At 53.2% G+C, this 20,709-nt stretch carries 21 protein-coding genes and 4 tRNA genes; 14 read left to right on the forward strand and 11 right to left on the reverse strand.

All coding sequences use genetic code 11. From position 1 onward, the window contains the following. Positions 1-3: 3 nt before the first annotated feature. The 4 genes from GF617_RS20375 to norV form a co-directional block, all read right to left on the reverse strand. Complete coding sequence (locus tag GF617_RS20375; protein ID WP_203452346.1) at positions 4-522, reverse strand: SgrR family transcriptional regulator; 519 nt, start codon at positions 520-522, stop codon at positions 4-6. A gap of 234 nt (positions 523-756) precedes the next feature. Continuing rightward, the gene (locus GF617_RS20380) at positions 757-915 is read right to left on the reverse strand and encodes a hypothetical protein (RefSeq protein WP_181620519.1); all 159 of its coding nucleotides are present in this window, start codon (positions 913-915) and stop codon (positions 757-759) included. A gap of 246 nt (positions 916-1,161) precedes the next feature. Beyond that, positions 1,162-2,295, reverse strand: coding sequence for an NADH:flavorubredoxin reductase NorW (gene norW / locus GF617_RS20385; RefSeq protein WP_203452347.1), 1,134 nt, complete (start codon positions 2,293-2,295; stop codon positions 1,162-1,164). Then, entirely contained in the window at positions 2,292-3,731 is a 1,440-nt protein-coding gene (norV, locus tag GF617_RS20390) for an anaerobic nitric oxide reductase flavorubredoxin (RefSeq protein WP_203452348.1), read from the reverse strand. Before norV ends, norW begins: the two co-directional genes overlap by 4 nt. A gap of 186 nt (positions 3,732-3,917) precedes the next feature. Here norV and norR point away from each other — a divergent pair, with 186 nt between their 5' ends. After that, positions 3,918-5,432 (forward strand): nitric oxide reductase transcriptional regulator NorR, encoded by a 1,515-nt coding sequence (gene norR, locus GF617_RS20395; protein ID WP_181620516.1) that lies wholly within the window; start codon positions 3,918-3,920, stop codon positions 5,430-5,432. Here the strand turns inward: norR and gutQ are convergent. The 7 genes from gutQ to srlA form a co-directional block, all read right to left on the reverse strand. Continuing rightward, positions 5,429-6,394, reverse strand: a complete 966-nt coding sequence (gene gutQ, locus GF617_RS20400; protein WP_203452349.1) for an arabinose-5-phosphate isomerase GutQ — start codon at positions 6,392-6,394, stop codon at positions 5,429-5,431. The genes norR and gutQ overlap by 4 nt on opposite strands. Then, on the reverse strand, positions 6,387-7,160 hold the full coding sequence (locus GF617_RS20405; protein ID WP_181620514.1) for a DNA-binding transcriptional repressor: 774 nt from the start codon (positions 7,158-7,160) through the stop codon (positions 6,387-6,389). The genes gutQ and GF617_RS20405 overlap by 8 nt, the downstream gene beginning before the upstream one ends. Positions 7,161-7,223: 63 nt before the next feature. Further along, positions 7,224-7,583, reverse strand: coding sequence for a transcriptional regulator GutM (gutM, locus tag GF617_RS20410; protein ID WP_181620513.1), 360 nt, complete (start codon positions 7,581-7,583; stop codon positions 7,224-7,226). A 68-nt stretch (positions 7,584-7,651) separates the two neighbouring features. Further along, positions 7,652-8,431: a sorbitol-6-phosphate dehydrogenase gene (gene srlD / locus GF617_RS20415; protein ID WP_181620512.1), complete on the reverse strand. Its 780-nt coding sequence runs from the start codon at positions 8,429-8,431 to the stop codon at positions 7,652-7,654. Positions 8,432-8,446: 15 nt separating this feature from the next. After that, on the reverse strand, positions 8,447-8,809 hold the full coding sequence (gene srlB, locus GF617_RS20420; protein ID WP_181620511.1) for a PTS glucitol/sorbitol transporter subunit IIA: 363 nt from the start codon (positions 8,807-8,809) through the stop codon (positions 8,447-8,449). Between the two features lie 12 nt (positions 8,810-8,821). Next, positions 8,822-9,793, reverse strand: coding sequence for a PTS glucitol/sorbitol transporter subunit IIB (locus tag GF617_RS20425; RefSeq protein WP_181620510.1), 972 nt, complete (start codon positions 9,791-9,793; stop codon positions 8,822-8,824). After that, positions 9,790-10,353, reverse strand: coding sequence for a PTS glucitol/sorbitol transporter subunit IIC (gene srlA, locus GF617_RS20430; protein ID WP_181620509.1), 564 nt, complete (start codon positions 10,351-10,353; stop codon positions 9,790-9,792). Before srlA ends, GF617_RS20425 begins: the two co-directional genes overlap by 4 nt. 273 nt (positions 10,354-10,626) lie before the next feature. On the opposite strand from srlA, the gene mltB reads away from it, so the two are divergent. The 13 genes from mltB (at position 10,627) to GF617_RS20495 (ending at position 20,706) form a co-directional block, all read left to right on the forward strand. After that, positions 10,627-11,727: a lytic murein transglycosylase B gene (gene mltB, locus GF617_RS20435; protein WP_203452350.1), complete on the forward strand. Its 1,101-nt coding sequence runs from the start codon at positions 10,627-10,629 to the stop codon at positions 11,725-11,727. Between the two features lie 242 nt (positions 11,728-11,969). After that, positions 11,970-12,623 carry a metal ABC transporter ATP-binding protein gene (locus tag GF617_RS20440; protein ID WP_203452351.1) on the forward strand — a complete coding sequence of 218 codons (654 nt, stop codon included), beginning with the start codon at positions 11,970-11,972 and terminating at the stop codon, positions 12,621-12,623. Further along, the gene (locus GF617_RS20445) at positions 12,620-13,480 is read left to right on the forward strand and encodes a metal ABC transporter permease (RefSeq protein ID WP_181620506.1); all 861 of its coding nucleotides are present in this window, start codon (positions 12,620-12,622) and stop codon (positions 13,478-13,480) included. The genes GF617_RS20440 and GF617_RS20445 overlap by 4 nt, the downstream gene beginning before the upstream one ends. Before the next feature lie 14 nt (positions 13,481-13,494). Further along, complete coding sequence (locus GF617_RS20450; RefSeq protein WP_203452352.1) at positions 13,495-14,373, forward strand: metal ABC transporter substrate-binding protein; 879 nt, start codon at positions 13,495-13,497, stop codon at positions 14,371-14,373. A 130-nt stretch (positions 14,374-14,503) separates the two neighbouring features. Continuing rightward, entirely contained in the window at positions 14,504-15,001 is a 498-nt protein-coding gene (pncC, locus tag GF617_RS20455) for a nicotinamide-nucleotide amidase (protein ID WP_181620504.1), read from the forward strand. Between the two features lie 92 nt (positions 15,002-15,093). After that, positions 15,094-16,152 carry a recombinase RecA gene (gene recA, locus GF617_RS20460; RefSeq protein ID WP_181620503.1) on the forward strand — a complete coding sequence of 353 codons (1,059 nt, stop codon included), beginning with the start codon at positions 15,094-15,096 and terminating at the stop codon, positions 16,150-16,152. A 68-nt stretch (positions 16,153-16,220) separates the two neighbouring features. Further along, positions 16,221-16,721: a recombination regulator RecX gene (recX, locus tag GF617_RS20465; RefSeq protein ID WP_203452353.1), complete on the forward strand. Its 501-nt coding sequence runs from the start codon at positions 16,221-16,223 to the stop codon at positions 16,719-16,721. Positions 16,722-16,853: 132 nt separating this feature from the next. Then, positions 16,854-19,481 carry an alanine--tRNA ligase gene (gene alaS / locus GF617_RS20470; RefSeq protein WP_203452354.1) on the forward strand — a complete coding sequence of 876 codons (2,628 nt, stop codon included), beginning with the start codon at positions 16,854-16,856 and terminating at the stop codon, positions 19,479-19,481. Positions 19,482-19,722: 241 nt separating this feature from the next. Then, positions 19,723-19,908, forward strand: coding sequence for a carbon storage regulator CsrA (csrA, locus tag GF617_RS20475; protein WP_000906486.1), 186 nt, complete (start codon positions 19,723-19,725; stop codon positions 19,906-19,908). A gap of 342 nt (positions 19,909-20,250) precedes the next feature. Next, a tRNA-Ser gene (locus GF617_RS20480) sits at positions 20,251-20,343 on the forward strand. Positions 20,344-20,347: 4 nt separating this feature from the next. After that, positions 20,348-20,424 (forward strand) — tRNA-Arg (locus tag GF617_RS20485). Between the two features lie 64 nt (positions 20,425-20,488). Beyond that, a tRNA-Arg gene (locus GF617_RS20490) sits at positions 20,489-20,565 on the forward strand. Between the two features lie 64 nt (positions 20,566-20,629). Further along, positions 20,630-20,706: transfer RNA gene (locus GF617_RS20495), tRNA-Arg, on the forward strand. The last annotated feature ends 3 nt before the right edge of the window (positions 20,707-20,709 follow it).

A 20,709-nucleotide genomic window follows, 5' to 3' on the forward strand; every position in this document is an offset into this window, starting at 1 on the left:
ATCTCAGTGATGCGCCATATCAGGCGCAGGCTGTGTCTGACCAGGCGCATAACGCGTCAGCCCCGCGTGAACGGCACAGATAATATGTTGCTCGGCGCGACGGCGCTGCAATGCCGGGTGAAGCGAGGTGAGCGGACGATACCAGGGGATACGCAATGTCGGCTGGTGCTTGAGCCATTTCCCGCCGAGAAACGGCGTGATGATGTGATGCAGGCTGGCCGGGTCGCCATCGGCCAGTTGTAGGGCACTTTGGTAATCCCCTTTTTCCAGACAGGCATGCATGAGCGGCGCACTGAGTTCACTGGTGCTTGCCTTGCCGTGCAGAGTTGCCCGGTGACCACGCCCTGGTTGCGCGTCCCAGAGTAACCATCCACTCTGCGCAAGCTGGCGCAGCAGGGTGCGTGCGTGGCGCTCACTGCACAGGGCGACTTCAGCCACTTCGGCAATTGTTGTCAGCGTGGGCTCTGCACCGTAGTGCTGCGAAAGGCGTTGATATTGTCGAATTTTTTGCAGTTGTCGCATGGTGTTATCCGCCGCCAGGGAGAGGTTGGGAGTGTAAATCTTTTTGCGGAAGAAATAAGGTTAAGTTGTCGGAAGTGTTCCGGTTTTGTCGGGTGAGTTCATTCTGAACAGGTTTTTCGTCTTAAAAAGAGAATGCAGGAATAGGGAAAGTGAATGATATTTTTCCTCGCGCTTCATTTTCCCGGCTGATAATGAAGCGCTAAATAATCGACATTTAATGTTATTATCCGGTTGTTAGCGCTTAATATGACTTACCGGGATCATTAATTCTCGTAAACGCTCGATTCGTGCCTCCGGGCTCAGGTATAGCCAGCGAAATAAGATTTTCTCTTCATGCGCCACTTTCTTGAAATAGACCGCAAGGGCGTTGAGGTCTTCCGCAAAGTTTGCCATGGCATTTCTCCGGTTGGTGTTAATACCTCATTAAGGTAATCCGGAATAAACGGATAAAACAGGCCGCTGTTTTTCGGGTGTTCCGTATTTATATATTGATAAAAATAATAGACAAGGGATTGATAGCGATGATTTACCTGATTTGTATTTATTTAATGAATAGAATGCGAAAAAAAAAGCCCCGGGACATCGGGGCGGCGGATAATAAAATCCTAAGGTTAAGTCAGCGTGGTAAAAAAATGGCAGTTAAGCGGGCAGGGATTTCAACAGAGCGAAAGCCTCCTTCATCCGATCTTCGCTAACGACAAAGGCGCGCATCTGACCGTCGCTGTCGACGCCGCGAGCCACCATTCCCTGCGGCTCAATGGCAATCTGCCAGCTCAAATCCTGCCGCTGTGTTTCGCCCGCGAGATGCAGCGGCAACTCCGGTGTTTTCACCTTCACCAGCATGGCCGGTAATTTGAGTGGCGTGCTGGCCCCAAGCAGATTTTTTGCCAGATACAATGCGCTTAACTGGATCGGCTGCAGGAAGGGCAGCACCTGACCATTAATTTCTGCGCAGTCGCCAAGCGCGTAAATATCCGGCTGCGAGGTTTGCAGATAGCTGTCGACGTTCACACCACGGTGTGTTTCAGCTCCGGCGCGATGCGCCAGAGCGGTTTCCGGGCGCAGGCCCGTCGCCGCGATAACGACGTCCACGTCAATACCGCGATGGCGGTCGAAGGTCGCCCGAATGCCGCAGTCTGTTTTTGCCAGGCTTTCCAGCCTGGATTTCAGCAGCAGATGCACACCCATATCGGTCAGACGATGCTGTAAGCGACTGCTCACTTCTGCTGGCATCAGGGCTGACAGAATGCTCGATGCGTGATCCACCAGCGTGACGGATTTACCCGCCCGGCAAAAATCCATCGCCAGCTCAGTCCCAATCAGACCTCCGCCAACAATCATCACGCGCTGAGCATCACGAAGTCGGGTTTCACTGGCCTGATACTCTTGCTGGCTGTTGAGAGTGATCATCAGCTTGCGACCTTCCACTGGCGGGACAAACGCCGATGCCCCGGTCGCCAGTACCAGCTTGTCGTACTGCCAGCTCTTGTCTTTGGCTTTCACCACATGTGCGGCGGAATCAATATCCGTTACCCAGGTATAGGGGAACAGCCGCAGGTTAAACAGTTCCGCAAACTCCCCCGCCGTCTGGCGGGTCAGTTCTTCTGCACGCTGATTCTGGCTGATGACATGGCTTAAATCGGGCTTGTTATACTCGTCCATGCTGTCAGCGGCGATCAGCGTCAGCGGAATATTCGTATCTTGTTTGCGAATATTTTTCACCAGTTGGCGGGCGGCAAAACCCGAGCCGATGATGACGATTCCGTTGCTCATTTTGCCTCCGTCGCCAGCTCGTCAAAGACGTCCTTACCGAGTGAACATTCCGGGCACAGGAAGTTGTCCGGTACGTCGCACCACGGTGTTCCAGGTGCAACGTCCTGCAACGGCTCGCCCAGTTCAGGATCGTAAATCCACTGGCAGACGCTGCACTGCATGCATGGGCCGAGATCGGCAGTGGTGACACTGGCGCTGGCTTGTTGTTGCGCAGGTTTCACCGTGGATTCAGGCAGGGGAGCGAGCGCCCACTGACGTGCGATGTCGCGGCCATGCTGACGGCAGATTTCCAGGGCATCAATGTCCGGACGCCATTTGGCTTTCAGGCTCATCGACATCTCAAAACCGGCATCCTGTAAGCGTGTGGAGAGGCGGTCTACCGCGCCGCCGCTCCAGCCGTGAGATCCAAAGGCACTGGCACGTTTATTACGAAAACGCAGGCCTGTCATCTCTTCGACCAGACCGGCGATTTTCGGCATCATCACGTTGTTCATGGTGGATGTACCCACCAGCACGCCTTTAGAGCGGAAGACGTTGGTCAGGATGTCGTTTTTATCGCTGCGCGCCACATTGAAAATTTTCACGGCCACGTTAGGGTCAACTTCGTTAATGCCCTGGGCGATAGCATCGGCCATCATGCGGGTGTTGTTGGACATGGTGTCGTAGAAAAGGGTGATGCGATCTTCCTGATAATCTGCCGCCCATTTCAGGTACAACTCAACAATCTGGGTTGGGTTTTCACGCCATACCACGCCGTGAGAGGTCGCAATCATATCGACAGGCAGGTTGAAGCCGAGGATTTCGGTGATTTTGGGTGTGACCAGACGGCTGAACGGGGTCAGGATATTGGCGTAGTAGCGCTGGCACTGTTCGAAGAGTTCGGTCTGATCCACTTCATCGTTGAACAGGCGTTCGTCACAGTAGTGCTGGCCGAAGGCGTCGTTACTGAACAGTACCGCATCACCGGTCATGTAGGTCATCATGCTGTCGGGCCAGTGCAACATCGGGGTTTCAACGAAGATCAACTGTTTGCCGTTACCGATGTCCAGGGCGTCACCGGTTTTCACGGTATGGAAATTCCACTCCGGATGGTGGTGATGGCCGTTGATGGAGTCGATGGCATTGGTGGTGCAGTAAATCGGGGTGTCCGGAATGTAAGACATTAGCTCGGTCAATGCGCCGGCGTGGTCTTCTTCCGCGTGGTTGATGATGATGTAGTCGATAGCCTTCAGATCGATTTCACTGCGCAGGTTTTGCACGAACTCACGGCTGAATTTGTGATCGACGGTATCGATCAGAACATTTTTACCTTCGCGAATGAGATAGCTGTTGTAGCTGCTGCCGCGCAGGGTTTTATATTCCGTCCCGTGGAAATCACGCACTTCCCAGTCACGTTGACCAACCCAATGAATGTTATTTTTAACCAGAATAGACATAGCAACCTCAAATTAATACGGCGTTTTCAACTAAGATGATTTACCTATATCAACTTGCGTGCCAACTTTTATCTATATGATATTTATGGTTTTTAATTTCCATTGTTCGTAGTGGGTAGTCAATATGACTACCCTGATTATTGTCAATGTGACACTGTGTGTTGTCAAAATGACTGCGAGGCAGACATGAGTTTTTCTGTAGAGGTGCTGGCGAAGATCGCCATTGAACTGCAAACCGGTATTGGTCATCAGGATCGTTTTCAGCGATTGATCTCGACTTTGCGTCATGTGCTGGCGTGTGATGCCTCCGCGCTGCTGCGCTATGAAGGGGGGCAATTTATTCCACTGGCAATCGACGGGCTGGCGCAGGATGTGCTGGGGCGACGTTTTACCCTGGAAGGCCATCCCCGCTTAGAAACCATTGCACGCGCGGGGGACGTTGTGCGTTTTCCGGCGGACAGTGATTTGCCCGATCCCTACGATGGGCTGATCCCTGGGCAAGAGAGTCTGAAAGTGCACGCCTGTATTGGCCTGCCGCTCTTTGCAGGGCAAAACCTGATTGGCGCATTAACTCTGGATGGCTTGTCTCCGGATCAGTTCGATACCTTTAGCGATGAAGAGTTACGGCTCATTGCGGCTCTGGCCTCGGGGGCGCTCAACAACGCGTTGCTGATAGAACAACTCGAAAGCCAGAATATTCTGCCGGGCAGCCCGGCGGCATTTGAACAGGTGGCACACACCGACATGATTGGTCTGTCTCCGGGTATGGTTCAGCTTAAAAAAGAGATTGAGATCGTGGCAGCGTCCGATCTTAATGTGCTGATTCTGGGTGAGACCGGGACGGGTAAAGAGCTGGTGGCGAAGTCTATTCACGAGTCATCACCACGTGCCGTGAATCCGCTGGTTTACCTTAACTGTGCGGCGCTTCCCGAAAGCGTGGCAGAAAGTGAGCTGTTTGGTCATGTGAAAGGGGCGTTTACCGGGGCTATCAGTAACCGCAGCGGCAAGTTTGAGATGGCGGATAACGGAACACTGTTCCTCGATGAGATTGGCGAGCTGTCGCTGTCATTGCAGGCCAAGCTGTTGCGCGTGTTGCAGTATGGCGATATTCAGCGTGTCGGTGACGATCGCAGTTTGCGGGTGGATGTGCGTGTGCTGGCGGCGACCAACCGCGACCTGCGTGAAGAGGTGCTGGCCGGGAATTTCCGCGCTGATTTATACCACCGGTTGAGTGTGTTTCCGCTTTCAGTGCCGCCTTTACGTGAGCGGGGTGAAGATGTGGTGTTGCTGGCGGGGTATTTCTGCGAGCAATGTCGGCTGCGGATGGGATTATCCCGTGTGGTGTTAAGCCCTGGAGCACGCAGCCATCTTTTGTGTTACGGCTGGCCAGGCAACGTGCGCGAGCTGGAGCATGCGATTCACCGTGCCGTGGTGCTGGCCCGGGCTACGCGATCGGGCGATGACGTGGTGATCCACGCGCACCATTTTGCGCTTCACGGCGACATCACGCCGACGATCATGCCGGATATGCCGGAGATCGCGAATGAGAATCTGCGTGAGGCAACGGAAGCATTCCAGCGTCAGAGGATCACCCGCGCGCTTGAGCAGAATGGCCGCAGTTGGGCTGCCTGTGCGCGGGCACTGGAGATGGACGTCGCCAACCTGCACCGGCTGGCGAAACGTCTGGGGCTGAAAGGCTAAATAATACCGGCCAGGTAGAAATCCTGCAGGTTGATCGCGCCACACAATTTGCCGCTTTCATCCACCACCGGAGCGGCGGTGATTTTGCGTTTCATCAGTACTTCTTTGGCCTCAATCGCGCGGCTTTCGGCGTTCAGTGTCAGGCCGCCCTGGGTCATTGCCTCAGAGACCTGTGTTTCCAGTGTGCCGCCGCCAACCAGCCAGCGACGCAGGTCACCGTCAGTAAAGACGCCTTTGACATATCCGTTTTCATCGCATACCGCGACCAGACCCAGTCCGGTACGGCTCAATTCGAGCATCGCGTCCATCACGCTGGTGTCGCGTTTTACCTGAGGGATGGCCTCGTCGGTGCGCATCAGGTGGTGCACTTTATTCAGCAGACGGGCGCCAAGCGCACCCGCCGGATGGGAGCGTGCGAAATCTTCTTCGTTGAAACCACGGGCCTGCATGACAGCCATTGCCAGAGCATCGCCCATCATCAGGGTATTGACGGTACTGGACGTTGGGGCGAGATGCATCGGGCAGGCTTCGCGTTCAACGGAAATATCAAGCGTGGCTTTTGCCGCCAGCGCCAGCGGGGAACGAGATTTGCCGGTCATCGCCAGCAGGGCGACCGATTTTTCCTGCAGACGCGGGATGATTAAATCCAGCTCTTTTGCTGAACCGGAGTAGGAGATAAACAGCATGACGTCGCGGCTTTCAATCATCCCCAGATCGCCATGCAGGGCTTCTGCCGGGTGGACAAAGAAGGCCGGGGTTCCGGTGCTGGCAAGCGTTGCGGCAATCTTCTTGCCGATATGACCGGATTTACCAATACCGGCCACAATCACTTTCCCTTCACACTGGATAATGGTGTTTGCCGCACGGACGAATTCTTCGCCCAGACGTTCAGGCAGACGGCTTGCTTCCTGCAGTTCCAGCATTAAGGTCTGGCGGCCTGCGTTTAACAGAAAATCACTCATCTCTCTCTCCGGTTACGATCACGTCGATTCCTTTCTCTTCCAGCGCTTTTTTGAACGCCGGATCGATGCCCGCGTCAGTGATCAGCTTATCGACGCTTTCAAGACTACAGACGATATTGGGGCTTTTACGACCAAACTTTGAGGAATCCGCCATCAGGATCACTTCCCGTGCGGCATTGCACATTGCCTTACTGACGCTGAACACTTCATTAAAGGTCGTGACGCCTGCGTTCAGGTCGATACCATCGGTTCCCATAAACAGTTTATCAAAGCTGAAGTGATCGAAGGCGTTTTCGGCCAGTTGGCCATGAAACGACGCGGATTTTTTACGGAAGGTTCCGCCGGGCATCAGGATGGTTTGTTCGCTGTCGAATTCAGACAGGGCGTTCACAATATGCAGGCTGTTGGTCATTACCGTGATGTTGTTAAACCGGCTGAGCATGGGGATCATCTGCAAAACCGTACTGCCTGCATCCAGAATGATGGAATCGCCATCGTGGATAAATTTCACGGCGGCTTCGGCAATCAGCGCTTTCTGGTTCGTATTGATCAGCGTTTTGTGATCGATGGGGGGATCGGTTTCGTCTTTGTTGAGCACGACGCCGCCGTAGGTGCGAATGACTGCGCCAGAGTTTTCGAGCAATACCAGGTCTTTGCGTATTGTCGTGCCGGTGGTGTCAAAGTAGTGGGCCAGTTCTTCTACCGAGCATTTTCCCTGCTTTTGCAGATGCTCCAGAATGGCCGCCTGCCGCTGACGTGGTTTCATAGGCGCTGTATCCCTTAAGTTGCAAAATGATAATTTCGCAAGCTTATAGCGTTCACAACGAAATTATCCATGTTTCAGATTAAGCGCTAATGATAGTGCATTCTGACAGAGTGAATCATGGGGAAAGATCACATCAGGCTGTAATTCCTGCAACGAAGTGCCATTTATTGCCTCTATTTTCACCGGGCGGGCGAAAACGGTTAGGCCGCGCATCATGAGCGAATCGCAAACGCGGTTGTGCTCATCCAGCGCAATCGCGATGACCACACGCGGCTTGAAGCGTCCGCCGGAACGTCCAACGCCCACACGCCCTTTCTGGCAGAGCGCGTCAAAGGCGCGGTTAAACTGGTGAATTTGCCAGCCACCAAACGCCAACTGACAAATCCAGGCGATGGCGGCAACGGTGATTAATGCGGTGACCATATTCGGCTCCTTGTTTTGTTCCCCCTCCCAAAGGGAGAGGGGGAGAGTGAGGGCATCAGACCGTCCGATCAGAACATCACTTGTCCGCCGGTCACGTTAATCGACTGGCCGGTGCAGTAAGAGGCCTTCGGGCTGGCGTAAAACAGCAGCATGTTGAGCACATCCTGATAATCACAACCGCGTTTCAGCGGGACTTTATCGATGTAATACTGTTCTACTTCGTCAGCGTTGATACCGAGTTTCGTGGCGTACTGCGGTAACAGAGACTGGAACATCGGCGATTTCAACAGGTTACCGAGCATCAGAGAGTGTACGGTAATGCCGTATTCCGCGAGATCCAGCGCCAGCGACTGTGTCAGCCCTACGCCGCCAAATTTGGCGGCGCTGTAACCGGAATTATGTTTACTGCCCACTTTGCCCGATTTCGAGTTGATCTGAATGATGCGTCCCTGAACGCCGTCACGGATCATCAGGCGTGAAAACTCGCGGGCGCAGAGGAAATACCCCACCAGGTTGACCTGCAGTGAACGGTCAAAATCCCCCAGTTCAAAGTCGCTGATGAACGCTGCTTTAGCGATACCAGCGCTGTAGACCAGCAGGTCAGTGCGGCCAAATATCTCGTCTACGCCACGGGCGAGCGCCATCACGCTTTGTTCGCTGGTGGCATCGGCCCCAAATCCGTACGCCATCCCTTCACCAAATTCCTGGTTAATGACGTTCGCGACGCGGGCCGCTTTTTCACTTTGAATATCAACAACCGCCACGCGATAACCTTCTGCGGCAAGCCCACGGCAGAGGAACTCCCCTAAGGTCTGTCCTCCACCAATGACAACGGCAACCTGACTCATATCTTTCTCCTTAAATTACGCAACAAACTTTAATGTGCAGCCTGGGGTGACAGCCTGCGGGACCGGACCCGCCACATGCACTGTGCCGGGATATTCCGCCTGCAACTGGCCGTCAAAACGCAGGGTGATATGGCCTAACTCCCGTAGGTTTTGTTCGGCCACGTCACCGACGGCGGTCACCGCATAGTGCGTTTCACCCAGTTCAAGCTGGCTGCCGGCCTTCAGTTCGCCTTTCAGCTCACCGTGGCAGTGAATAAAACAGAACTCTTCAATATCTGCCGGTGCACCTTCGCGAAAAGTAATCAGCATCTGGTCGCTGAGTGCATCGGCTGCACTTTGGCCGACGCGGGTAATAGTGGTTTGGTAAATCACGGTCATCGCAGGAACCTCTTATTGATAAATAAATCCGGAGACAAACCAGGCAATCAGCACGGTTGGCGCACCTGTCAGGAAGCGGCTCACCAGTACTGAAGGTACGCCGACGCGTACGGTGTCCTGGCGGGCTTCGGCAAGGGAGAGCCCTACCGGGATAAAATCACACGCGGCCTGTGCGTTGATGGCAAACAGCGCGGGCAGGGCAAGGTGAGGAGGGATATTACCTAGCCCAATTTGCACACCAATCAGTACCCCGATGACCTGTGCTATCACCGCGCCTGGGCCGAGGAAAGGTGACAGCAACGGGAAGGAGCAGATCAACGCCAGCGTCACCAGCCCGAGTGGATGGCTGGCGAGTGGGGCGAGGCCGTGGGCAATCCAGTCGCCCAGGCCGGAAGCCATGATGATGCCGATAAGTGCCGAGACGAACGCCATAAACGGCAAAATGGTCTTCAGGACGGTGTCGATGGTGTCGCGCCCGGACTGAAACAGCACCGCAACGGCAGAGCCCATTCCCATCCCAACTTTCGCCAGCAGACCATCGCTCTGTTCAGTTATTTTTTTACTGGTGTCGTAATCTCGCGGTGCGGGTTTGGCTTCGGACTTTTGCGGTGCGGGCTGTCCATCCACCAGATAAATGTTTTCTTCTTTCACACCAGAAACATAAATGTCTTCAACGATGTATTGCGCCAGTGGTCCGGATTTACCCGTGGCGTGGATATTTACGGTCGGGATACGACGCTTTGGATAGATCCCGCAGCGCAGCGTGCCGCCACAATCGATTACGGCCACGCCAATTTCCGCTTCTGGTGGCTCACCCTCTTTAAAGCCATCTACCGCTTCCCAGCCGGTTACTTCACGCAACTTGTCGACAATCGCCGGGCGTGTGCCTGCGGTAATGTAGACAATTTTTTTATCTGCGGAGGCGTCTAGCTCCAGTGGGCCGCCCCAGCCGCCGGTTCCTTTTTCGATACGAATACGGCTCATGCTGTCGCTCCTGAAAGGTGAACGTTTTGTTCAAGCTGAATGCCCATTTTTTTCTCGAAAATGGTGGTGGTGAGATCGGTTACCCAGCCGCGGAAGAAGTTGGTGACCAGACCGACCAGCAGATAACTCACCGCCAGTGGGCCGAGCGGCAGGCCAAGCGTGGTTAAACCACTGGCGATACCGAGGTAAACAAACAGCTCGCCAGGGTTGATGTGCGGGAACAGGCCGTTCATCGAATGGCAGCTATAAGAGGCGGCGGCGTAATAACTCGGTTTGTACTTTTCTGGCATAAAACGGCCGAGGCTTAAGGTCATCGGATTGCAGAATACAAACGTACCGATGCAGGGCAGGACCAGGTAGCGGGACAGAGGGTTACCGGCGCAGCGCTGAGCGAAGCGCTCAATACGTTGCTGACCGATAAAGTTAATTAGCGCGTTCATGATGACCAGCAGACTGATCAGCAGGGGCAGGATCCCGGTCACCATGCCGGTAAACACCTCTCCACCTTTCTGAAACAGCCCGATGAACCACTCGGCACTGTGGGTGATGGTTTCTATCATTGTTCTCTCCTGTGGGGCTTTTTGTTTTTGTATAACCGCGACTAATAATAATCATTTTGAAAGGTTTTAAAGTGTTAATTGGATCTAACAATGAAAGAAAAAGGGATTATTTTGAAAGTTAATTGATGGTGTGAATGGGTTTTGGTTAATAAGTGCGCAAATTTGCGTTGGGGAGCGTAAAGATTTGGGGGAGGGGGTCAGTACCGCTTCCTTGAGGTGTCTGGGATGTTTTACCATACTGGGCTCTTATCGAACTCGTTAAATGGATGTCCCATGTTCAAGCGTCGTTATGCAGCGCTGTTACCTGCGCTTATTCTGCTTTCCGCCTGTAGTAGCAAACCTAAGACTGAAGCTGTTCAGCCGACTGCTGGCGCACCCTCCGGGGGATTTTTGCTGGAGCCTCAGCACAACACAATGCAGATGGGCGGTGACTTCGCGAATAATCCGGCGGCCGAGCAGTTCATCGATAAAATGGTGAGCAAACACGGTTTTGACAAACAACAGCTGCACGAAATTCTTTCTCAGGCGAAACGTCTGGATTACGTGCTGCGCCTGATGGACAGACAAGCGCCAACTGCGCAAGCCCCTACCGGGCCAAATGGTGCGTGGTTGCGTTATCGCAAACAATTTATTACCCCGGACAACGTGCAAAATGGCGTGGTGTTCTGGAATCAGTATGAAGATGCGCTTAACCGTGCGTGGCAGGTGTACGGTGTGCCGCCGGAAATTATCGTCGGTATCATCGGTGTGGAGACGCGCTGGGGCCGGGTGATGGGGAAAACCCGTATTCTGGATGCGCTGGCGACACTCTCCTTTAACTATCCGCGCCGCGCCGAGTATTTCTCCTCTGAGCTGGAAACCTTCCTGCTGATGGCGCGCAACGAGCAGGATGATCCGCTGGATCTGAAAGGCTCATTTGCCGGAGCAATGGGTTATGGTCAGTTTATGCCATCGTCCTATAAGCAATATGCTGTCGACTTTAATGGTGACGGACATATCAACCTGTGGGATCCGGTAGATGCCATCGGCAGCGTGGCGAACTACTTCAAAGCGCACGGCTGGACCGCAGGCGGCCAGGTTGCGGTCCAGGCAAATGGCCAGGCGCCTGGGCTGGAGAATGGCTTCAAAACCAGTTACAGCATTTCACAGCTTGCAGCTGCGGGTTTGACGCCAACGCAACCACTCGGTAATGCTCAGCAGGTGAGTTTGCTGCGTCTTGATGTTGGTACGGGCTATCAGTACTGGTATGGTCTGCCGAACTTCTACACCATTACCCGTTATAACCACAGCACGCATTACGCTATGGCAGTGTGGCAACTGGGCCTGGCGGTTTCCCAGGCGCGTGTCCCTGCGGCGTCTCCGTTTAGCCAGTAATACGTTATTTTCCCCTCTCCCTTTGGGAGAGGGGAACGACACAGAAACATTTCGCCACACTCCCGTATCACTGCCTGCATTTACATCTTAATCGCATTTGATTATTGTTATGTTATAACATTATTTCATGGTGCTGTGATGTCAACATCCCTTTTTTCCCTTTCCGCGTGGTCGCGATTCCTGTTCGCGCTGGTACTTGTTTTGTTCATCGGGCTGGCCGTGCGCTGGGCGGTGGCATTGCCATGATCGTAATGAATCACCTGGTCGCCGGGTATGAACGTCAACCTGTTACCCAGCCGCTGACGGGCGTGATTGAGCGTGGAAGTATGACAGCGATTGTCGGTGCTAATGGATGCGGTAAATCCACGCTATTGAAAACCCTCGCCGGGTTTATTCCTCCGGTTAACGGTAGTTTTCACTGGCAGGGGAAACGCCCGGTTATTGGCTGGCTGGCGCAACGTCACGCACTGGAAGCACAATTTCCTCTCACCGTTCAGGATGTGGTGAGTATGGGGTGCTGGCCGTCGGTTTCGCTGCTGGGCGGGTTTCGCCGTAAAACGCGCCTTAACATAATTCGGGCGTTGGAACGGGTGGGGCTGGAGTCGATGGCGTTATCGACCATTGATGAACTGTCTGGCGGTCAGTTCCAGCGGATGCTGTTTGCCCGGGTGCTGGTACAGGAAGCGCCGCTGGTTATGCTGGATGAGCCATTCACCGGCGTTGATGAAGCCACCTGCAACGTGTTGATGGAACTGATGCTGGAGATGTACCAGCAGGGTCAAACATTGCTGGCGGTTCTGCACGACAGCGAGCGCGTGTCGCGCCATTTCCCACAAACATTACGGCTGGATTCAGGCACTCCGCACTGGAAAACCGGGCGAGTGAGGGTGGCATGATCTGGCATCTCTTTTTTCAGCCGTTTATTGAATACGGCTTTATGCGTCGTGCGCTGGTGGTATGCCTGGCGCTCTCTGTGAGCACCACTGCACTGGGCGTATTTCTTCTGCTACGACGTATGAGCCTGATGGGCGATGCCCTTTCACACGCGATTCTGCCCGGAGTGGCGGTGGGATATCTGCTCAATGGGATGTCATTGCTGGCGATGAGTATTGGCGGTTTTATTGCCGGAATTACGGTTGCGCTGGTGGCTGGTCTGGTGAGCCGTCGGACACCACTGAAAGAAGATGCCAGTTTTGCAGGGTTCTACCTGGGCTCGCTGGCACTAGGCGTCACGCTGGTGTCTCTGCGCGGGTCGAATGTCGACCTGCTGCATCTGCTCTTTGGCTCAATTCTCGCAGTGGATAACAATGCCGCACTGTTTGTAGCCGGTGTTTGCATCCTCACGTTGATCACCCTGGCGATTTTTTATCGTGGACTGGTCACAGAAGCTTTCGATACCGCATGGCTGCAAGTCAACGCCCGATGGCTGCCGGGAGTATTGCATGGCCTGTTTCTTGCTCTGCTGGTGCTTAACCTGGTGGCGGGATTTCAGGTGCTGGGAACGTTGATGGCGGTTGGCCTGATGATGCTTCCGGCAGTGGCTGCGCGGTGTTGGGTCCGTACATTACCAGGATTACTTCTGATGGCGGGTATTAGCGGTGTGTTTTGTGCGTGGCTGGGGTTAAGCCTCTCCTGGGCGGTGAGTTTACCTGCCGGACCCGCCATCGTGCTGACCGCCAGCGTGCTGTTCTTTATCTCTGTTTTATTTGGCACGCGCAGCAGGCTGGCTGGCAGTCTGCGTGCGCTTTTTTAACGCAAGGGGAAACGATGAAACGTACAGGGGTTGTAATTGCGCTCGCACTGGGATTGATGTCGCAAAGTGTGCTGGCAAAAACGCTGAATGTGGTGACTAGCTTTTCAATTCTGGGTGATATCACGCAAGAAGTGGGGGGCTCGCAGGTGAAGGTGACGACACTGGTGGGCCCGGACGGCGACCCGCATACCTTTGAACCATCGCCGAAAGACAGTGCGGCGCTGAGCAAAGCAGATGTGGTGGTAGTGAACGGCCTGGGCCTGGAAGGCTGGCTCGACAGGCTGGTTAAAGCATCCGGTTTTAAAGGCCAGCTTGTAGTGGCCTCAGCAGGGGTAAAAACGCACACCCTGGAAGAGGATGGTAAAACCGTGACCGATCCGCATGCATGGAACAGTGCTGCAAATGGGGCTTTGTACGCGCAAAATATTCTGGAGGGTCTGGTAAACGCTGATCCGGAAAATAAAACGGCGCTTGAGGCTTCTGGTAAACCGTATATCGCACAGCTTACGCAGCTGGATAGCTGGGCAAAAACGCGTTTCAGCCAGATCCCGCAAGAGAAACGTAAAGTGCTGACCAGCCATGACGCCTTCGGGTACTTCAGCCGTGCCTACGGCGTGACTTTTATGGCTCCTCAGGGACTTTCGTCTGAGAGCGAAGCGAGTGCGGCCCAGGTGGCTGAGATCATCAATCAGATTAAAGTGGATGGCGTGAAAACCTGGTTTATGGAAAACCAGCTCGATCCGCGTCTTGTAAAACAGATCGCCAGTGCCACAGGCGCACAACCGGGGGGAGAACTTTACCCTGAGGCCTTGTCTGCAAAAGGCGGAGTGGCGGATACCTACGTCAACGCGTTCCGCCACAATGTTGATACGCTTGCAAATAGTATGAAGTAACTGCTTCTCCAGCCGATGCGTCTGCATCGGCTTTTTTCTGAAGCCTCCTCGTAAAACCTGAACACCATCCCCATATCTGATGAGAAAGTGCTATCTTGTGCTGCACGTTTTTCTAAGGCCTGGAGCGATAATGACTGACCATGAATTGATGCAGCTTAGCGAAGTGGTAGGGCTGGCGCTGAAGCAGCGAGGTGCGACATTAACCACCGCCGAGTCCTGCACGGGCGGTTGGGTAGCGAAAGTGATTACGGATATTGCGGGCAGTTCCGCCTGGTTTGAGCGTGGCTTTGTCACCTACAGTAACGAGGCTAAAGCGCAGATGATTGGCGTGCGTGAATCTACGCTTGAGCAGCACGGCGCGGTCAGTGAACCGGTGGTTATTGAAATGGCGATTGGGGCACTGAAAGAAGCGTGTGCCGATTATGCGATTTCTATCAGCGGCATTGCTGGACCAGATGGCGGCAGTGATGTGAAGCCTGTAGGCACAGTCTGGTTTGGCTTCGCTACGTCGCAAGGCGAAGGGATCACTCGCCGTGAGTGCTTTAGCGGCGATCGCGAAAGCGTGCGCCGTCAGGCAACAGAATATGCGTTAAAAACGCTCTGGCAACAATTTCTACAAAACACTTGATACTGTATGACCATACAGTATAATCGCATCAACAGAACAGAATTCACCCCCAGTAAATACGCTTGCGTATTTACTGCATGACAGGAGTAATAATGGCTATCGACGAGAACAAACAGAAAGCGTTGGCGGCAGCACTGGGCCAGATCGAAAAGCAATTCGGTAAAGGCTCCATCATGCGCCTGGGTGAAGACCGTTCCATGGACGTAGAGACAATCTCCACCGGTTCGCTTTCACTGGATATCGCACTGGGCGCAGGTGGTTTGCCAATGGGCCGTATCGTAGAAATCTACGGACCGGAATCCTCAGGTAAAACCACGCTGACGCTACAGGTTATCGCTGCTGCACAGCGTGAAGGCAAAACCTGTGCCTTTATCGATGCTGAACACGCACTTGATCCTGTTTATGCTCGTAAATTGGGTGTCGATATCGACAATCTGCTGTGCTCTCAGCCAGACACCGGTGAGCAAGCACTGGAAATTTGTGACGCACTGGCGCGCTCCGGTGCTGTTGATGTCATCGTGGTTGACTCCGTTGCCGCACTGACACCAAAAGCGGAAATCGAAGGCGAAATCGGTGACTCTCATATGGGCCTTGCGGCACGAATGATGAGCCAGGCGATGCGTAAGCTGGCCGGTAACCTGAAACAGTCCAACACGCTGCTGATTTTCATCAACCAGATCCGTATGAAGATTGGTGTGATGTTCGGTAACCCGGAAACGACTACCGGTGGTAACGCGCTGAAATTCTACGCTTCTGTCCGTCTGGATATCCGCCGTATCGGTGCGGTGAAAGAGGGTGAGAACGTTGTCGGTAGCGAAACTCGCGTGAAGGTTGTGAAGAATAAAATTGCGGCCCCGTTCAAACAGGCTGAATTCCAGATCCTCTACGGTGAAGGTATCAACTTCTTCGGCGAGCTGGTTGATCTGGGTGTTAAAGAGAAGCTGATCGAGAAAGCTGGCGCATGGTATAGCTACAACGGTGATAAGATTGGTCAGGGTAAAGCAAATGCTATCTCCTGGCTTAAAGATAACCCGGCTGCTGCGAAAGAGATTGAAAAGAAAGTGCGTGAACTTCTGCTGAACAACCAGGATTCCAAACCCGATTTCGCGGTTGATGGCGCTGATGTTGAAGAAACCAACGAAGATTTTTAATTCTCTCGTTTAAAAATGAAGGGCTGCGGATGCGGCCCTTTTTGCATTTGTAATACAGCAGGTTTTGTATGAGTGAACCCACATCGCGTCGTCCTGCCTATGCTCGCTTGTTGGATCGCGCTGTACGCATTTTGGCGGTTCGTGACCACAGCGAACAGGAACTACGGCGTAAACTCTCTGCGCCCATCATGAGTAAAAATGGTCCGGAAGAGATTGATGCCACTGCAGAAGATTATGATCGCGTCATTGCCTGGTGCTACGAATACCATTATCTGGATGATGACCGTTTTGTCTCTCGTTTCATTGCCAGTCGCAGCCGAAAAGGGTACGGCCCGGCGCGTATCCGTCAGGAGCTGAATCAGAAGGGTATCGCGCGCGAATCCACCGAAAAAGCGATGCGTGAATGTGATATCGACTGGTGTGAACTGGCGTATGCGCAGGCCGCCCGCAAGTATGGTGAGCCGCTACCACGAGAATTTTCAGAAAAAGTTAAAATCCAGCGCTTTTTGCTCTATCGCGGCTACCTGATGGAAGATATTCAGGATATATGGCGTAATTTTGCAGATTGAACGCATGCGGGATTTTACTTCCCTCCCAAGAAAACTTATCTTATTCCCACTTTTTCCAGTAGCTGGTCTGTCCAACTGATGTCAGGAGCAGGCTTGGCTACGACATTTCGTTAGCTTGATTTCAGGATAATTATGAGCAAGAGCACCGCTGAGATCCGTCAGGCGTTTCTCGATTTTTTCCATAGTAAGGGACACCAGGTTGTTGCCAGCAGCTCCCTGGTACCGAACAACGACCCGACTTTACTGTTTACCAACGCCGGGATGAACCAGTTCAAGGATGTTTTCCTTGGTCTCGACAAGCGTAATTATTCCCGCGCCACCACCTCACAGCGTTGCGTGCGTGCGGGCGGTAAACACAATGACCTGGAAAACGTCGGTTACACTGCACGTCACCATACTTTCTTCGAAATGCTGGGTAACTTCAGCTTCGGCGACTACTTCAAACACGATGCTATTCAATATGCGTGGGAACTGCTGACCGGTGAAAACTGGTTCAATCTGCCGAAAGAGCGTCTGTGGGTTACCGTCTATGAAACTGACGATGAAGCCTACGAAATCTGGGAAAAAGAAGTCGGTATCCCGCGCGAGCGCATTATTCGCATCGGCGATAACAAAGGCGCGCCTTATGCGTCTGATAACTTCTGGCAGATGGGTGATACCGGTCCTTGTGGTCCATGTACTGAGATCTTCTATGATCACGGCGACCATATCTGGGGTGGCCCTCCAGGTACACCTGAAGAAGACGGCGATCGCTACATTGAGATCTGGAACATCGTCTTTATGCAGTTCAACCGTCAGGTTGACGGCACGATGGAACCTCTGCCGAAGCCATCGGTTGATACCGGTATGGGGCTGGAACGTATTGCTGCCGTTCTGCAGCACGTTAATTCCAACTATGACATCGACCTGTTCAGCACACTGATTAAATCAGTAGCGGAAGTGACGGGAGCGACCGATCTCAGCAGTAAATCTCTGCGCGTTATCGCAGACCATATTCGCTCTTGCGCATTCCTGATTGCTGACGGCGTGATCCCGTCGAATGAAAACCGTGGATATGTTCTGCGTCGTATCATTCGTCGTGCAATCCGTCACGGCAACATGCTGGGGGCGAAAGACACCTTCTTCTATAAGCTTGTTGGCCCATTGATCGGCGTAATGGGTGCTGCGGGCGATGAACTGAAACGCCAGCAGACGCAGGTTGAACACGTTCTGAAAACTGAAGAAGAACAGTTTGCGCGTACTCTGGAGCGCGGTCTGGCTCTGCTCGATGAAGAACTGTCGAAACTGAAGGGTGACACGCTGGATGGCGAAACTGCTTTCCGCCTGTACGACACCTACGGCTTCCCGGTTGACTTGACGGCAGACGTTTGCCGTGAGCGTGACATTAAAGTAGACGAAGCAGGCTTTGAAGCTGCAATGGAAGAGCAGCGCCGTCGTGCGCGTGAATCCAGCGGTTTTGGTGCTGATTACAACGCGATGATCCGTGTTGATAGTGCCTCCGAATTCAAAGGCTATGAGAGCCTGGAACTGAATGGCAAAGTGACGGCCCTGTTTGTTGACGGTAAAGCGGTCGACAGTATCAGTGCGGGTCAGGAAGCCGTTGTTGTTCTTGATAAAACTCCGTTCTATGCGGAATCCGGTGGCCAGGTTGGCGATAAAGGCGAACTGAAAGGTAACGGCTTCAGCTTCAGCGTAAGCGACACTCAGAAATACGGCCAGGCAATTGGTCACCAGGGCAAACTGGTTTCCGGTTCACTGAAAGTGGGCGAAGGTGTTCAGGCAAACGTCGATGAAGCACGTCGTGCACGTATCCGTCTGAACCACTCGGCAACGCACCTGATGCACGCTGCGCTGCGTGAGGTTCTGGGTACGCATGTCGCACAGAAAGGCTCTCTGGTTAACGATAAAATTCTGCGTTTCGACTTCTCTCATTTTGAGGCGATGAAACCATCTGAAATCCGTGCGGTTGAAGATCTGGTGAACGCGCAGATCCGCCGTAACCTGCCAATCGAAACCAATATCATGGAGCTTGAGGCGGCGAAGAAGAAAGGTGCGATGGCACTGTTTGGTGAGAAATATGACGAACGTGTTCGCGTACTGAGCATGGGCGACTTCTCTACCGAATTGTGCGGTGGTACTCATGCTTCCCGCACTGGTGACATCGGTCTGTTCCGCATCGTTTCCGAGTCTGGTACTGCGGCGGGTGTACGTCGTATCGAAGCGGTAACCGGCGAAGGCGCGATTGCCAGCCTGCATACGCAGAGCGACCAATTGCACGATATTGCACAGTTGTTGAAAGGCGATAGTCATAACCTGGGTGAGAAAGTGCGCGTTGCGCTCGATCGTACCCGTCAGTTGGAAAAAGAACTGCAACAGCTGAAAGAACAGGCTGCAGCGCAGGAGAGCGCAAATCTCTCCAGCAAAGCGGTAGATATCAAAGGTGTTAAACTGCTGGTTAGCGATCTGGCCGGGGTTGAGCCTAAGATGCTTCGCACTATGGTTGACGACCTGAAGAACCAGTTAGGTTCAACGGTCATCGTTCTGGCCACTGTGGCTGAAGGTAAGGTTTCTCTGATTGCGGGCGTCTCTAAGGATGTGACCGACCGCGTTAAAGCAGGGGAACTGATCGGCATGGTTGCTCAGCAAGTGGGGGGTAAAGGTGGCGGTCGTCCGGACATGGCGCAAGCCGGTGGTACGGATGCGGCGGCACTTCCTGCAGCATTGGCCAGCGTTGAAAGCTGGGTAAGCGCGAAACTGTAATAACTACAAAGCACAAGCAGACGCCATAGCGGCAACGTTATGGCGTCTTGTACACTGCGCTATCGATAATGATAAAGTCAGGTTGAGTTTGTGTATATCGGCTAAACTTACGTTTAACAGAATGTGATGCCGTGACTGCTTACACTTTACGTGTTTGTCATCGCTTACTTTTTGGCGTTATATGATGGATAATGCCGGGATACAAGAGACCCGACTCTTTTAATCTTTCAAGGAGCAAAGAATGCTGATTCTGACTCGTCGAGTTGGTGAGACCCTCATGATTGGGGATGAGGTCACTGTGACAGTTTTAGGGGTGAAGGGTAATCAGGTACGCATCGGCGTAAACGCCCCTAAAGAAGTATCTGTTCACCGTGAAGAGATCTACCAGCGTATCCAGGCTGAAAAATCCCAGCAGTCCAGTTACTGATATTATCGCGTCTCGCTGTCGGGCGAGACGCAACCCTCCTGCTATTCTTCCTGCTTAAAGTTACCATTCGATTTCATTCACTCTGTTTTTAACCTTCTCAGCTCTCTTATCTCGCATAAAATTTACGGTCACACCCGCAGAAGTCTGTACAACTGGCCGAAAAATCCGTTTATAAAACACCCTCTTTGCGGGTTTTACATGCGAATTGCCTGCGATTTGTGCAAACGATAAAAGCGCGTGGAAAATTGTTTGACTTATAAGTCCCAGAAAGTAATATATGCGCCACGCAGCGACGAGAAGCTCTTAACGAGTTACTCGAAGCACTCGAAAGAGGCGTTGTGTGGTGAGGTGGCCGAGAGGCTGAAGGCGCTCCCCTGCTAAGGGAGTATGCGGTCAAAAGCTGCATCCGGGGTTCGAATCCCCGCCTCACCGCCATTTTGCATCCGTAGCTCAGCTGGATAGAGTACTCGGCTACGAACCGAGCGGTCGGAGGTTCGAATCCTCCCGGATGCACCATCTATTACTTCATATTACTTTCGAAGTGATATGAGTATCGAGCAGTACAGTAGTAAATCCTGATGCATCCGTAGCTCAGCTGGATAGAGTACTCGGCTACGAACCGAGCGGTCGGAGGTTCGAATCCTCCCGGATGCACCATCTATTACTTCATATTGCGTTCGAAGTGATATGAGTATCGAGCAGTACAGTAGTAAATCCTGATGCATCCGTAGCTCAGCTGGATAGAGTACTCGGCTACGAACCGAGCGGTCGGAGGTTCGAATCCTCCCGGATGCACCATCT

It is taken from the genome of Lelliottia sp. RWM.1 (assembly GCF_016859735.1).
Taxonomy (GTDB): domain Bacteria; phylum Pseudomonadota; class Gammaproteobacteria; order Enterobacterales; family Enterobacteriaceae; genus Enterobacter.